8 protein-coding genes and 1 pseudogene are annotated in these 13,884 nt (G+C 56.8%); 3 read left to right on the forward strand and 6 right to left on the reverse strand.

What is annotated here, in order from left to right; all coding sequences use genetic code 11:
• The first annotated feature begins 642 nt into the window (after positions 1–642).
• Entirely contained in the window at positions 643–3,600 is a 2,958-nt protein-coding gene (locus tag QZ554_RS06565; RefSeq protein ID WP_297195207.1) for an ATP-binding protein, read from the forward strand.
• A gap of 235 nt (positions 3,601–3,835) precedes the next feature.
• On the opposite strand, the gene QZ554_RS06570 is transcribed toward QZ554_RS06565, so the two are convergent.
• The 5 genes from QZ554_RS06570 to QZ554_RS06590 all read right to left on the reverse strand — a co-directional run bounded on the left by QZ554_RS06570 (position 3,836) and on the right by QZ554_RS06590 (position 11,062).
• Positions 3,836–5,296, reverse strand: coding sequence for a RagB/SusD family nutrient uptake outer membrane protein (locus QZ554_RS06570; protein WP_297195209.1), 1,461 nt, complete (start codon positions 5,294–5,296; stop codon positions 3,836–3,838).
• A gap of 14 nt (positions 5,297–5,310) precedes the next feature.
• Entirely contained in the window at positions 5,311–8,424 is a 3,114-nt protein-coding gene (locus tag QZ554_RS06575) for a SusC/RagA family TonB-linked outer membrane protein (protein WP_297195211.1), read from the reverse strand.
• Positions 8,425–9,344: 920 nt separating this feature from the next.
• Positions 9,345–10,076 carry a hypothetical protein gene (locus tag QZ554_RS06580; RefSeq protein ID WP_297195213.1) on the reverse strand — a complete coding sequence of 244 codons (732 nt, stop codon included), beginning with the start codon at positions 10,074–10,076 and terminating at the stop codon, positions 9,345–9,347.
• A gap of 13 nt (positions 10,077–10,089) precedes the next feature.
• Positions 10,090–10,500, reverse strand: coding sequence for a hypothetical protein (locus QZ554_RS06585; protein ID WP_297195214.1), 411 nt, complete (start codon positions 10,498–10,500; stop codon positions 10,090–10,092).
• Positions 10,501–10,504: 4 nt separating this feature from the next.
• Positions 10,505–11,062, reverse strand: a complete 558-nt coding sequence (locus QZ554_RS06590) for an RNA polymerase sigma factor (protein ID WP_297179173.1) — start codon at positions 11,060–11,062, stop codon at positions 10,505–10,507.
• A 215-nt stretch (positions 11,063–11,277) separates the two neighbouring features.
• On the opposite strand from QZ554_RS06590, the gene QZ554_RS06595 reads away from it, so the two are divergent.
• Positions 11,278–12,123 carry an AraC family transcriptional regulator gene (locus QZ554_RS06595; protein WP_297195216.1) on the forward strand — a complete coding sequence of 282 codons (846 nt, stop codon included), beginning with the start codon at positions 11,278–11,280 and terminating at the stop codon, positions 12,121–12,123.
• Positions 12,124–12,228: 105 nt separating this feature from the next.
• Positions 12,229–13,092 carry a nuclear transport factor 2 family protein gene (locus QZ554_RS06600; RefSeq protein WP_297195217.1) on the forward strand — a complete coding sequence of 288 codons (864 nt, stop codon included), beginning with the start codon at positions 12,229–12,231 and terminating at the stop codon, positions 13,090–13,092.
• Positions 13,093–13,354: 262 nt separating this feature from the next.
• On the opposite strand, the pseudogene QZ554_RS06605 reads toward QZ554_RS06600, so the two are convergent.
• A pseudogene (locus QZ554_RS06605) lies at positions 13,355–13,884 on the reverse strand (DNA-directed RNA polymerase subunit beta'); the annotation flags it as partial.

The raw sequence follows: 13,884 nt of genomic DNA on the forward strand, positions 1-13,884 counted from the left end.
AGTTCAAAAAGAGGTAGACACCTCCAAAAGAAGGAAAGATTACCCACGCAGAGCTATCAGGCTTGATCTACACACGCTTCCCCTGCTATCGTGGAAACAACATAGCACAGACACACCCAGAGGCCATATCGATAGACGTACCGCAGTACTAGTTTATATAGCCCTTTGGCATCACCTGCACTGTTCCTGTTCTCCTAGTGAGAGGGGGTGAGAGGTGGCCAGTAAGAGGGGAAGAGGACAAAACGCTAAGGAGGATAGGAGGGAATGGTAAAGGTCGTAGGATAAGAGATTGGTGGGCTCTTACGTTACCATATTTATAAGAGGGGTTATACCGATCGGTAATGTCAGAGAATCTCTGTGGGAAAGAGCCAGGCTATATCCCACAAGCTCTGGGGACAATCGAGTAAGTGGCCTCCGAGAAAGCACCATACAGGGATCATACTGCAGGTGAAATCATACATTTCATTAGACTAAATCACGCACCCCCTCCACTCACACTCAACGCTACACGACTAATAGCATGTCGTTAGAAACCATCACCCATTAAGCTGTATTGAGGGGATATTTTGTTTAGCTCAAAAGATTTTAGATATTTGCTGAAAACTTTCCGTCATGAAAGGGTTGCTACACATACTTTTCACTTTGCTCAGCGCCACCTCTCTCCTTGGAGTCCTACCCTCATGCCAAACCCGAAAGAGTGTCTTTACCCCCGAGGAGCGACGTGAGGCAGACAGCATCGTACACCAAGCCAAGACCCTACAAGAGCTAGAGCTCCTACATAGACGCCTTGACCAAGAGGGGCTTCATCTAGCCAGCATCGTAGCCCTTAGAGAGTGGGGAAGGGGACTTCGTCACGAGAGCCGATTTGACGAAGCCCTCCTCATCCATAGTAAGGCTGCCGAGGCAGCCCAATCCCTACGTGACACACTCGAGTGGATACGTGCCCTCAACGATATCGGGACAAACTACCGCCGTATAGGAGCCCTCGATATAGCCCAACTGTACCACTATCAGGCTTGGATGATGAGCCAGGAACACTCCGACACCACTACCCAAGCCAAGAAGAACCAGGTCATCTCCCTCAATGGACTAGGAAATATCTATATGGCCATAGGCAACTATCAGCGAGCAGACAGTGCCCTACGTATCGCCCTTGCTGGTGAGACCGCCATAGGAAGCCTCGTCGGGCAGGCGATGAACTACGCCAACCTCGGGGCGATCTTCGAGCGCAAAGGAATGCTCGACTCAGCATGGCACTATTACCGCCTCTCCATGCAGTTCAACAAGCAGGATCACAACACTCTGGGCATCTCCCTGTGCCATACCTACTTCGGGTCGCTCTATGAGAAGGCAGAGGACTACGAGCATGCCATCACCGAGTACCAGCAGGCCTACGAGCTGATGAGCTCCTCCAAGGATGACTGGCACGCCCTCACCTCCCTCCTTGCCCTCTCAGGGATCTACCTGCGTCTCGGACAAGAGGAGCTGCTACTGCCCCTGCTGGAGCGGTCAGCCTCGATCGCACGACGCATTAAGTCCAGAGAGCACCTCGCCGAGGTCTACACCCTCTACTACAAGTACTACAAGAAGGAAGACGACTACATCAGTGCCCTCCACTACCAAGAGCTCGCTACAGGCCTCCGTGATAGCATCGTCGGGATCGAGCAGGTCAATCGCATACAGAATACGGGGATGAGCATCGAACGCTCCCGTCAGGCTCGCCAGATGAACGAGGTACGCCTACGCCTAGAGCGCGAGCAGGCTACCCGCCATGTGAGCTATGCGGTCTTCATCCTCATACTCCTCATCCTCATCCTCTTGATCGGAACCCTACTCTACATCCAGCGAGTACGCACACGTAGTCACCTAGCGCTGAAGCAGATGAGCCAGATGCGTGAGCACTTCTTCACCAACATCACCCACGAGTTCCGTACCCCACTGACGGTCATCCTCGGACTAAGCCAGGACCTGCGCCAAGACCCCAACAATAGCCACAAGGTACACGAGCAGGCCGAAACCATCCAACGACAGGGCAATAGCCTACTGACCCTCATCAATCAGCTCCTAGACATCACCAAGATACGCTCCGCCATTGCCATCCCCGACATGCGCCACGGCGACATCAGAGCCTATATCGGAGCACTGCTAGAGAGCTACCGAGACTATGCAGAGAGCCGACATATCTACCTCCTCTACAACGGGGACGCCCCCATCGTCATAGACTTTGTCCCCAGCTATATCAACAAGATCATCATCAACCTACTCTCCAACGCCTTCAAGTTCACCCCAGCCTACGGCACCATACAGGTAGCTCTAGAGCAAGCTGAAAGGATACTCCACCTCGAGGTCTCCGACACGGGCTCGGGGATCTCTCCCGAGGCTCTCCCCCATATCTTCACCCCCTTCTACCAGGCACAGAGCGAGAGTAGCACTGGAGGCTCAGGTATCGGACTTGCCCTCGTCAAGCAGATCATAGACACCCTAGAGGGAGAGGTTAGTGTCACGAGCACCCTCGGTGAAGGCACCAAGATCCACATCGCCCTACCCATCCAGGAGTACAAGGGGACAAAGAGCCTCATCGGAGGGGAGCAGCTCCCCTGCGACCTACCCCTCGCCTCCCAAGTCAAGGAGCAGACAGAGCCCTCAGCTCTAGCGGGTACACGTATCCTCATCATCGAGGATCATCGGGATATCGCCTCCTATATGGGCTCCCTACTCTCCGCCCATGGCTACGAAGTCTATTACAAACCCAACGGGCAGAAGGGACTCGAGCGAGCGAAGGAGCTCGTCCCCGACCTCATCATCTCGGACCGTATGATACCCCGGTTAGATGGCTTAGAGATGACCCGTATGATCCGTACAAACGAGGTAATCAGTCATATCCCCATCATCATGGTCACAGCGAAGGTCAGTGAGGAGGATCACCTACAAGGCCTACTAGCCGGGGTGGATGCTTACCTCACGAAGCCCTTCAGCAGCGAGGAGCTCTGCCTATGTGTCGAGAAGCTCCTAGAGCGTCAGCGCCATCTGCAGTACCACTATATGCGCCATCTAGCCGAGGGGATAAAGGCTAGGGACAAGGAGCAGATACACGACGAATCTACCTCTCGAGCAGAGGAAAGTGACTGCGACTGCAAGCCAGCCCCCACAGACCAGCCCGAGACAGCGCTCTCCGAAGAGACATGTCCAGAGACCGGGCCCAACGAAGGGGAAGAAGCCGCAGTCATCCTCAGTCCTATGGATCAGGCCTTCGTAAGTCGTGCTACCGAGGCGATCTTCCTTGCCCTAGAGAAGGACCAAACAATAGAGGTCGATTCCCTAGCGAAGACACTCGGCATGAGCCCGAGTCAGCTCTACCGCAAGATGACAGCAGTGACGGGACACTCCCCGATCAACTATATCCAGTATATCAAGGTCAAGAAGGCCTGCCAGCTCCTCATCGAGCATCCGAGTATGTGTCTCGCAGAGATAGCAGAGCGGTCAGGCTTCAATGACTACTCTAACTTCCTGCGTACCTTCAAGAGCCACTGCGGTGTCCCTCCCAGCCGCTACGTTAGAGAAAGAGCTCCCCTCACCCCACGACGCTGCGAACCCAGCTAAGCCCGAGGGTATCCACACAAATGAAAGCCCGAGAGACATAGGACTGGCCTATGCTCTCGGGCTTCGCTCATTCTAATACTCTAAGAGAATATCGTCATCTCGACGAGGGGGTCTCTCCCCCGCCTAGGGTATAACAAGCCTCCTATGGGTGAGGCGATACCCCAGAGCTGGGGGAGGTAAGGGAGGACTCTTCTAGTGAGAAGAGAGGGGAGAGAGGGGGAAAGGGGCGGAGGGGCTACTTGGCAGCCTCGAGGACGAGCTCGGGCGAGAGGTTCTTCTCACGCTGGGGAAGCTCGGTGATGAGGGCGGGGTTGAGGTAGTCGTACTCCTTGTTGGGGTTGGCGATGTAGTTACTCTTGACGTTGATCTTGTTGCGCACGAGGTCGTAGAGACGATGTCCCTCGCAGAAGAGCTCTACACGACGCTCATCCAGCAGATCCTGTAGGGTGACCGAGGAGGCTGGGGTATAGCCTGAGATGCGGTTCTTGCGCAGGGCATTGTAGTACGAGACCGCCGTCTTGCCACTGGCGGAAGTTGCCCCCTTGAGGAGCGCTTCGGCAGCGATGAGGTAGACCTCGGAGAGGCGGATCACCTTGTAGTTATTCACCGCTATCGGAGCCGTCGAGCCCTGCAGACCAGGGTACTTCACCGTGTAGTAGGCCTTGTTCGTCCCATCCCCGTCCTGACGCTCAGAGATAGCCGCTGTGAAGCGAATATCATCGGAGCGATTGGCACGCAGCCAAGCGAGGAAATCATCCGAGACCGCATACTCGGCATAGCCGTTGGGGTTGGTGTAGCTCCCGAGGCTGTTGAGCCCAGCATTGGACTTGTCCGTCGTCTGCACCTCGAAGAGGGACTCGGAGGCTCCTTGGGTATTCCACACCTTGGGGTACTCATCACGAGAGTAGAGGGCATAGGGGCTATTGGCGATCACGTCCTCGGCATAGTCGTAGGCCTTCTGATAATCCCCATAGTAGAGGTAGGCACGGGAGAGGAGCGCCTTGACCGCCCAGCTATTGATATGTCCAGAGCCCGAGGTCTTGGCGGTGGAGAGTGCATTGCCCTCGAGCGCCTTGAGGAAGTCGGCGAAGATCTGCTCATAGGTCTCCTTGAGGGTCGAGCGCTGGAAGGTACGGGGCGTGTCGTCACTGACGAGGTTGAGGGGCACACCTGAGTACTGCGCCGTGGTGTTTACCCCCGAGGTGGGGATGTAGCAGTAGAGACGAGCCAGCTCGAGGTGCGCTAGAGCACGTAGGGCATAGAGCTGTGCGATGTCATCCTTGGCCTTCTGCTCATCGGCAGAGCCCGCCTTGAGCCCCTTGAGTACGGCTGGGGCATACTTCAGCACGTTGTTCGCACGTCCGATGACGAAGGCAAACTGACGGTAAGCCCCCTCAGAGAAGGCAGAGTTACGCCTCGTGGTGAAGTGGTGGGCATCAGTCGTCTGCTGGTAGCCGGGATTGACGACCCTGACATCACCACCCTTGGCATCGGGGTAGAGGGCGACATCACCGCCGTAGCCGTAGCGCAGTACGAGGGGGGAATAGGCACCATTGACGGCACGGTGTAGGGAGGCCACAGACTCGATCGCCTCATCATCGGGCAGAGAGGTCGATGGGAACTGGTCAAGCTGCTTGCTGCAGGAGGCGAAGAGCGTAGCAGCTGTGAGGGCGATATATAGAGGGGTTCTTTTCATTGTGATGAGGAGCATTAAAATCCGACATTGAGACCGAAGCTGATCGTACGCAGCGAGGGGACATCGAGGGCACGGAAGCCATTGATGGGTACCTCGAGTTCCTTGTCCTTGGTAGCTGCATAGAGGTAGAGGAGGTTATTAGCCGTCAGCGAGAGACGGAGCGAAGAGAGGCGAAGCACGTCGGTGACCTTCTTGGGAAGGGCATAGCTGAGGCTTAGCTCCTTGAGGCGGATGAAGTCTGTGGAGTAGATCGTACGGGTAGACCATTCACCGCTATTGAGGGGAGAGTTGAAGATAGGTAGGGGATTGGAGGCACCGGTATTGGTAGGCGTCCAGTAATTGCCCACGAGCTCCTTGACCTGATTGAGCACCCCGAGACGGCGACCATCACCCTTGACATAGTGGCTAGAGCCCTCCAGCAGATGACCACCGAACTGGTAGGTGACGAGTGCGCTCAGCGTGAAGCCTCCGTAGGAGAGGGTGTTCGTCAGCCCCCCGTAGACCTTGGGGTAGGCCGACTTCGTGGGGGCACGCCCTGCCTCGTCGTAGCGGTAGGTGATGTTGCTAGGCTCTGCGGGCTTGGTAGGATCGATGAGGAAGCGACCCAGCCCCGTTGTGGGATCGACACCCAGCCAAGTAGGCAGGTAGAAGGAGTAGACATCCTCCCCAGCACGATAGACATAGAGGCTCTTGGGGCCATTGATGATATCCCCATTGGGTAGGGACTCGACACGTGAGCGGATCTTCGTCAGGGAGAAGTCTAGATCCCAGCGCAGGGACTTGGAGTTCAGCAGGTCGGTAGCGTGAAGCTCTGCCTCGAAGCCCTTGTTCGATAGCTCCCCGCTATTGCCCTGACGGGTCTCCACAGCGTAGTTGTAGGACACAGGGACAGCCATCAGCAGGTCAGTCGTATGCTTATCGAAGTACTCGAGGCTCAGCGAGAAGCGACGAGCGAAGGTCAGATCAAGCCCGATATTCACACTGCGGCTCTTCTCCCATCCTAGGTCGAGGTTCGCCAGCTGGCTCAGAGCGATCGCAGGCTCGGTGCCGTAGCTCCCACCGAAGGCATAGAGCGAGCGCCAGGAGTACTCCGCATCGGGGAGGTTACCATTCGTCCCGTAGGAGGCACGGAGCTTGGCATCGGTCAGGAACTCATTCCCCTTGAGGAAGCTCTCACGGCCAAAGCGCCAAGCGGCAGAGAGGCTATAGAAGATCCCGGAGCGGTTATTACGACCGAGCTTGGAGGAGATGTCGTTGCGCAGGCTGAGACCAGCGAAGTAGCGGCCGTCATAGCTATAGTTCACACGGCCTAGGTAGGAGAGCAGGAAGCTACCATAGTGCTGGGCATCTCCGTCGTTGAACTGTGCGTTGCCCAGCTCCTTGAGCTTGGTCGTCGCATACTCGTTTACTGCTATCTGGGTGCGGAGCTGGTCAAAGCTCTGCGCCTCTACCCCTGCAAGGGCATCGACATGGTGCTCCCCAAAGTCTCGGTCGAAGTTCAGTACGTTGGAGGTCGTCTTGACCACGAGTTCATTGCTTAGACGCTGTCCTGTGCCATTCTGTCGAGCTCCATCACTGGAGAGAGGGCTGGTATACTGGAAGCCCTTGAGGAGAGTATACTCGATCGCATTGGTGGTCTTGAAGGAGAGGTAGTCCGTGAAGCGAATCTGTGCACTGGCATTCCCCGTACCACGTAGCGTCCCGACCTCGGTGAGGTAGGAGTCTGGGCTAAGGCGAGAGATCGGGCTATCCCCCTTGGTCATCGGAGAGACATTGGTATTAAGGGAGCCATCGGCATTGTACTTAGCCTCGCTGGGGCGAGAGACGAAGGCCAGCAGGACAGGGTGCGTGAGGGAGACGGCATCCCTCTGTACGCTGTTGTCTTGGCTCCCCTCGTTGCGGGTATAGGAGACTTGCCCCTTGAAGGCGAGATCGAGCCACTTGGTAGCCTTGTTGTCCACGTTCAGTGCACCCGAATAACGCTTGAAGGAACCGTAGGGGGTGACGCTCGTAGCATCGTTGTAGCCGAGGGAGGCGAAGTAGCGGAGAGCCTCCGTACCCCCCGAGGCCGAGAGGGAGAGGTCGTTGAGACGGCCTGTACCACCGAGGAGCTCCTTGCGCCAGTCGGTGCGTGTCGTACGGCTATTGACGAAGACCTCCTTGGACTCTGCTAATACTTTATCGGTAAGGGTAGCAGCATAGCTATCTCTCAGGGCTGCACGCTGAGCGTAGTTAGCACCCGTAGGGAGAAGTGCATCCTGCTGCAGGAGGTAGCGGTTGATGAAGGCCTCACGGGTGTAGTCGAAGTGCTCGTTAGCGTTCATCAGTTCGTAGGAATTGGTAGCGGTGCGAGCAAAGCCCGTGCTGGCGTTCAGCGTGAAGCGGGTCTTGCCCTGACGTCCCTGCTTGGTCGTGATCAGCACCACCCCGTTGGCTGCACGTGAGCCGTAGAGGGCAGCCGAAGCAGCATCCTTGAGCACGGAGATCGACTCGATGTCCTCGGAGTTGATCGTAGAGAGTGTGCTCCCTGATAGACCACCGATACCGTAGTTCCCCACCGTGATGGGCACACCATCCACGACGTAGAGGGGCTCTGTCGTACCGTTGATACTCCCCACACCACGTATCTGGATCGTACCGGCAGCACCGGGTGTCCCCGTCTGCGAAGAGACACGAAGACCAGCGACCTTACCAGAGAGTGCCTTATCGACGGACTCTACCTTGGCAGCGGCAAGGCTGGAGGCCTTCACGTTGGTAGCAGCCCCCGTGAGCGAAGACTTCTTCTGACGGCCATAGGCCACGACCACGACCTGATCAAGCACTCGATCCTCTTCGTTGAGGACGACACGTATCTCACCGGGCTTGACGGGCACCTGCTGGGATGTGTAGCCGAGGCTGGAGACTGTGAGGCTCTTCGTGCCAGCGGGTACCTTGACGCTGAAGCGTCCGTTGGTATCCGTCACGGCTCCTAGACCGGGTGTACCTGTTACGATGACGTTGGCTGCGATGACTGGCTCATTGCCAGGGGCGGAGACCACCACGCCGGTGGCGGTGATATGTCCGTCTTGCGCCTTGGCAGCTCCGAAGGGGAGGGCCAGGAAGAGGAGTGTTAGTAAGCTTCTTTTCATCTTCGTTCTGTCTGCTTAATGATTGTATTACTTCGTGAATTCTTTTGTGGGGAGGGGGTAAAAAAAGCAGTAAGCCTCCCTTTGGCACATTGACCAAAGGGAGGCTTACTGCTATGCGGTTATGTAACGACTACATATACGGCTACGGTGTAACGCTTCGACTTGGGCAATGCGGGACGTGGACTGGCATCATCATGCCAATCATCATCATTCGCCACATGCACATCGTCGTAGTCTGCGTCATCTTATTTGTAGCTGCGTTACTTAGTGAATTATTGTTATCAGTCTTGAGTGAGGGGGATATATGTTTCCCTCATCCTTGAGAGCAAAAGTAGGTAATAGATTTTACACTGCAAAATATTTACAAAATAACCCGCTCCTACCTCCATGGGCTACCCCTAAAGGGGTAGCACCCTCAGGGCGGGGAGCCAAGACGGATCCTAGGCCCCGCATTTATAGCCCATTCCGAGGGCTTCTCCGAGCTGGTCTGGAGAGCTCTGGAGAGGACATATCATGAGCGCAGTCATCACCTATGTAAGGTGACGACTGCGCTCATACCGAGAGCCCGATCGGGCTCTCGGTATGAGCGTCTCACCGCTCTAGGTAAGAGCGCATGAGCCCTCTAGATAAGGGCGATAGAGGGGGGTAGACTAGACGTAGCTCGTGCCCCCTTTTGGGGGGCAGTGGGGGAGAGTGAGCTGGGGTATTGCACCTATTAGACCTATTGCACCTATTAGACCTATGAGCTAGAGGTAGGTGCGATAGGTCTAATAGGTGCAATAGGTCTAATAAACTCAGGAAAGAGCGAGGGGGAGGGTGCGAGGGAGCATGTAGGCTCATAGCTATGCCTACCACAGCGGGGGGAGGGCGTGGGTCGTGCCCCTTTGAGGGGCACGGAGACACGAGTGGGCTAGCTGAGGCTAGCGTCTACCTCGATAGAAGCGACGAACACGCTCGAGCTGATCTCCCATGTGATGCTGGATAGAGTCGTAGGAGTGACGTATGTCACGGGCCTGACGGCGGAGCTCCTCGATCGTACGGCGGTCGAGCTTGTATACACGCTTGAGGCTATCTCCCATGTAGCGCAGGGTGGAGTCGTAGGTCTGGCGGAAGCCTTGAGCCTGGCGGCGGAGCTCCTCGATCGTACGGCGGTCGAGCTTGTAGGCACGTCTGAGGCTATCCCCCATATAACGCAGGGTGGAGTCGTAGGTCTGGCGGAAGGCTTGAGCCTGACGGCGGAGCCCCTCGATCGTACGGCGGTCAAGCTTGTAGATGCGCTCGATCTGCTGGGGGGTGAGGAAATTGCGGAACTCCTGGTAGTACTTCTTGCGAATGGAGAGGAGCTGTTCGCTTCGCTCGAAGTAGTCCTTGATAGCACGCTCGGCCTCGGCATCTGTTCGTACTCCCTTCGTTGCTTTGTCCCGAGGGGAGAGTGTCCAGATCTCCTGCTGTTGCTTGGCATAGAGCTCTACGAACCGGCGGGTGGTGGCTTCGTCGAAGCCGAGTTGCTTGGCGATGTAAGCCGCTTGGACTCGGCTCAAGCCTTGACGTGACGGGCGGGACGACTCTCGCTGTGACTGCTGGGCATATAGGGCACTGCTCATGAGGAAGAGTAGTGCGAGGAGGGTCAGCCTCATGGGAATTCTCATCATGATCTTATCTAGCTTAGAAGTTCATATACATATCATCCGGATAAGTACTCAGGATAAACTCTTGGTCTGCGGGGCTTAGCTTCTCAAAGGCGAGAGCTACGCTCTCCAGCGTAGGCGACTCCTCGGGCTGGGGCGCTTGGCGGTGAGGGGCAAGGGTGAGGACCGCCCAGACCGTCACGGCGGCTACCGCTAGGGCACTGCCGAGCCAAGGTAAGAGACGCCGAGCCCGAGCGGGCCGGGTGTGCCCCGTAGGGACAGCGGGGGGGACAGCGGGGGGCACAAGGGGCGGGATAGGGGCGACTTGGTCGGCTTGCTGCTCTCGGGCAATCGCCGCAAGGACAGTGCGCTCGATGGCGTCGAAGGTACCTTCGGGCACGGTGTAGGGCATACGACGGGGGAGCTTGTCCAGATCTAGTTCTTCCATACTCCTAGTCATTCTCGTTGAGGTACTTCATTATTCTCTCTTTGGCCAAGTGATAGTTGGCCTTGGCACTGCTGGGGCTACTCCCGATCACTCGGGCGATCTCATCATAGCTCATATCCTCGTAGTAGCGGAGGTTAAAGGCCAGCTGTTGCTTCTGCGGAAGCCTTAGGATGGCTTGCTGTAGGCGGAGGAGGATCTCCTCCTCGCTGACCGCACGGGCAGTCGCACTGCTGGGATCGAGGGGCTGCTGGCTGGGAAGGAGGTCCTCCAGCGCTGTCATCGGCTCCCTACGCCGATCGAGGCATCGGAGGGCTTCGCCTGTAGCGATGGTGTACAGCCAGCTACGAAGGCTTGCCTCACGATCCCGCTTGGCGAGGGCACGGTAGACTCGGATCCAAGTCTCTTGGCTAGCGTCTTGAGCGTCCTCATGCACGACGACGAGCCTGCGGATATGCCAGTAGATACGTTCGTTATAGGACTGCATCAGCAGGAGGAACCCCTGATCCAGCGACTCCTCCAGTGCCTGAGTCAGCGCTTCGTCTGTTAGTTGCAGTCTACTCATTCGTTCTCGTTTTATCGATCTCTATACTCCTAAGACCGAGCAAAGATCCAAAAGTCAAATGAGAAGAGAAAAGTCCCCCCCCTCATCGGGTGGTGAGCTGTGTCATCCGAGGAGTCTCCCCCCCATTTCTAGCTATTCGCCCTCGCTACTCACAGTGGAGGGATAGGCACGGATGGTAGCGACTTACTTTACAGAGAAATACCGACCTTTGCCCCATGACTCAGCCTACTATACAGAGATACCCCTTCAATAGCCCCTCCAGCCTCGGTCTCGAGGTCAAGCCCCTCACCTTCATCAGCGAGAAGGCAGAGAAAGCAAGTGCCATCCATCGGGCGGACTTTTACCAGCTCCTATGGGTCGAGGAGGGAAGGCTCAGCCTAAGCCTAGACTTCGAGGACGTCTGCATCAGAGACGAAGAAGCCCTACTCATCTCACCAGGGCAGGTCGTACGCTTCTGTGTCGATAGCCTGCCGAAGGGCTTCGCTGTGCTCTTCGTCCCCGAGTTCGTAGGCGAAGCCACTAGCGACATCCGACTCCTACACCAGCTCCTCGGCGCAAGCCTTAGGGGCTACAAGGTCAGTTCCCTACATGGGCTCCCGATCCCAGGGCTCATGCACCAGCTCATGAGAGAGCTCACAGCACAGGAGACTGTGTATCAGCTCATCATCGCACGGAGCTGCCTGCGCATCCTGCTGGCGGAGGTGGCACGGCGTCTGCCCCATGAGGCAGAGGGAGGAGGCGAGCTGGCAGGGAGGTTCTTCGCAGCGGTCGAGGAGCATCACCACCATCTCCACAACATCCAAGACTATCAGAGACTGCTCGGGGTCATGGAGAAGCAACTAGCAGGGGCTATACGGCAGGCAGTGGGGATGACACCCAAGGCCTACCTCGACCAGCGCCGTCTGCTGGAGGCGAAGCGTCTACTTTCCTTCAGCGACCTCTCCATCAAGGAGGTCGCCTATGGGCTCGGCTTCGATGAGCCCACCAACTTCAATAAGTTCTTTCGCAAGCATGCAGGGCTTAGTCCCGGAGACTTCCGACTAGCACAAGGAGAGCACTAGGAGCATGTCGGCGGAGATTTACCCTACAAGGGCGAGGAAGGATTACAGCGGAGGGAAAGAGCCGCTGTACCTTTGCAGTGTAAAAAGAAACGAACAACGTAAACAATGAAGCCCAAGGCAATCACCCTCCTCGCTGCCAGCCTCGCACTGGTCAGCTGCGACAAGAAGAACGAAGGAACAAACTCAACAGATAGCACAACTATGAATCAGAAGGAACAAGTAGTCGCTCTACTCAAGAGCATCGAGACGGGCGAGAGCGCACCCGTCGCAGTCATCAACCCCGAGAAGTACATCCAGCACAACCTCGGTATCAAGGACGGCCTAGCAGGCTTCGGCGAGGCTCTCGCTGCCCTACCCGCAGGCTCCGCACGAGTGAATACCGTACGTGTCCTACAGGATGGCGACTTCGTCATCGCCCATACGGACTACAACTTCTTCGGCCCCAAGATTGGCTTTGACATCTTCCGCTTCGAGGGAGGTAAGATCGTCGAGCATTGGGACAACCTCCAGGAGAAGCCCGCGACAGCGAACCCCAGCGGTCACACCATGATCGATGGTACCACCGAAGTCAAAGATCTCGACAAGACCGAGGAGAACAAGAAGCTAGTCGCCCAGTTCGTCTCCGATGTCCTGCAGGGCAAGGCTCCCGAGAAGCTCACAAGCTACTTCGATGGCGACAACTACATCCAGCACAATCCCGCCATCGCCGACGGGCTCTCTGGGCTGGGCGCTGCACTCGAGGCAATGGCTAAGCAAGGCATCGCAATGACCTACGATCGTGTGCACAAGGTATTAGGCGAAGGGAACTTCGTCCTCGCCATCAGCGAAGGGAGCTTCGGGGGTAAGGCCGTGACTTTCTACGACCTCTTCCGTGTCGAAGACGGCAAGATAGCAGAGCACTGGGACGTCGTCGAACCCGTCCTCCCCGCCGAACAGCACCAAAACAAGAACGGGAAGTTCGGCTTCTAAGGCCAGCCCCATCTCTCCTTCTTACACAAAAGGCGTCCCCCGCCCACGCTACAGAGTTGTAGCACGGGCGGGGGACGTCCACATTTCTACCCCGAAGGGGGAGGGACGGCTTAGTAGAGAAAAATCGGAAATTCCGATTTTCTCTACTAAGCCGTCCCTATCAGTCACCCAAATGCCAGGGCAAAAGGGGAGAAAGGAAAAGCCCCACCCCAGGGCGTCAGATGACGCCTTGGGGTGGGGCTTTTATTGGATGTAAGCTGGCTTAGCCGGCTACATTGAGGCTATCGGCGGCTTCGTCGTCGAAGGAGGCCGAGGCGGCGAGCGCCTTCTCGTGCTCGCTCTTGGGCATCACAACGAGTCGCTTGTACTCACGCAGACCTGTACCAGCAGGGATCAGGTGACCACAGATGACATTCTCCTTGAGCCCTTCGAGGGTATCGACCTTACCATTGATGGCGGCATCGTTGAGCACCTTCGTGGTCTCCTGGAAGGAGGCGGCAGACATGAAGCTCTTCGTCTGCAGGGCAGCACGTGTGATCCCCTGGAGGATCTGGCGAGCTGTCGCAGGCTTGGCTTCGCGTACCTCTACGGTGCGGAGGTCACGGCGCTTGAGGGAGCTATTCTCATCACGGAGCTTACGCAGGGTGACGATCTGCCCTGGGCTGAGCGTCTCGGAGTCACCAGCGTCGGTGACCACAACCTTGCCCCATAGGCGGTCGTTCTCCTCCATGACCTCGAGCTTATCGACGACCTGCTGCTCGAGGAAGAGCGTATCCCCTGGATCGAGGATCT

Source organism: uncultured Porphyromonas sp. (assembly GCF_915070105.1).
Taxonomy (GTDB): Bacteria; Bacteroidota; Bacteroidia; order Bacteroidales; family Porphyromonadaceae; genus Porphyromonas.

Coding starts and splice junctions, on each gene's coding strand:
- QZ554_RS06575 (WP_297195211.1), bottom strand. CDS start 8,424: ATGAAAAGAAGCTTACTAACACTCCTCTTCCTGGCCCTCCCCTTCGGA.
- QZ554_RS06580 (WP_297195213.1), bottom strand. CDS start 10,076: ATGATGAGAATTCCCATGAGGCTGACCCTCCTCGCACTACTCTTCCTC.
- QZ554_RS06585 (WP_297195214.1), bottom strand. CDS start 10,500: ATGGAAGAACTAGATCTGGACAAGCTCCCCCGTCGTATGCCCTACACC.
- QZ554_RS06600 (WP_297195217.1), top strand. CDS start 12,229: ATGAAGCCCAAGGCAATCACCCTCCTCGCTGCCAGCCTCGCACTGGTC.
- QZ554_RS06590 (WP_297179173.1), bottom strand. CDS start 11,062: ATGAGTAGACTGCAACTAACAGACGAAGCGCTGACTCAGGCACTGGAG.
- QZ554_RS06570 (WP_297195209.1), bottom strand. CDS start 5,296: ATGAAAAGAACCCCTCTATATATCGCCCTCACAGCTGCTACGCTCTTC.
- QZ554_RS06595 (WP_297195216.1), top strand. CDS start 11,278: ATGACTCAGCCTACTATACAGAGATACCCCTTCAATAGCCCCTCCAGC.